Genomic DNA, 1038 nt, shown 5'->3' with positions numbered 1-1038 from the left:
CAGGTCGAACAGACCCAGACCACACTCACCCTGGCCCCTGCCGAGGTCACGGTCGGCGGCACGATCACGGCCACCGCGCAGGTCACCCCTGCCGAGGCGGCCGGGCAGGTCCGCTTCGAGTACGCCGGCCAGTCGGACACCGTCGGCGTGGCCGACGGGGTCGCCACCGCGGAGTTCACCGTTGCGACCGCCGGGAACAACACGGTGACGGCAACGTTCATCCCGAGCGAAGCCGATCGCTACAGCGGCAGCAGTGACACCCGGAGCGTGACGGCCGATGCCGTGGCCACTCAGACCGAGCTCTCACTCGATGCCACGGAGGTGACCGTCGGTGAGACCGTCACCGCCACCGCGAGCGTCACGCCCGCCGGTGTCGCGGGCAACGTCGAGTTCGTCGCCGGTGGAACCCCGATCAGCGTCCCCGTGAATGCCGAGGGCGTCGCCACGGCCGAGCTCCCGGCCACCGCGGCGGGCGAGCTGACCGTCACGGCGACGTTCATCCCGACCGATGCGGGCCGCTACAACGGCAGCAGCGACACCCGGACCGTCCAGGTGGAGAGCGACGTCGAGGCCGTACCCACGACCGTGGAGCTCGACGCCGGCACGGCGGAGCCGGGCCGGGAAGTCACCATCACCGCGCGGGTCACTCCCGCTGACGCCCAGGGCCAGGTGCGCTTCACCGTGAACGGCGTGGCTCGCACCGTCCCGGTTGTCAACGGTGTGGCCACGCTGGTTCACGTGGCCGGTGAGCAGGGCGAGTACACGGTCCTGGCCGAGTTCCTGCCCGCGGATCCCGGCGCCTACGCCCCCGGTGAGGCCACGGAGACGCTCATCGTGGACGAGGACGCCGACCCGGGAACCGACCCGCAGGAGCCCTCGACCGGTTCGCTGAGCATCATCGGCCTGTTCGGTTCGCTCGGACTGGCCCTGCACAGCTCCGGGTCGCTCGGGTCGCTGGGTAGCTGACCTCCACGCGGTGCCCCTGCGTGCCCGCTGAAAGACCGCGGCCCGCCTCCGCCCCCGCCGGCAGCGGCGGGG

General features: G+C 72.2%; 1 protein-coding gene. It reads left to right on the top strand.

Features of this window, described 5'->3' with window-relative positions:
* On the top strand, positions 1-966 hold a 966-nt coding region (locus tag HMPREF3086_RS02165), incomplete at its 5' end, for an Ig-like domain-containing protein (protein WP_141763953.1).
* Positions 967-1038: the final 72 nt, after the last annotated feature.

This window comes from Dietzia sp. HMSC21D01 (assembly GCF_001815995.1).
Lineage (GTDB): Bacteria > Actinomycetota > Actinomycetes > Mycobacteriales > Mycobacteriaceae > Dietzia > Dietzia cinnamea.
The sequence above is the reverse complement of the archived record's forward strand: the minus strand, read 5'-3'. Positions and strand labels throughout refer to the sequence as shown.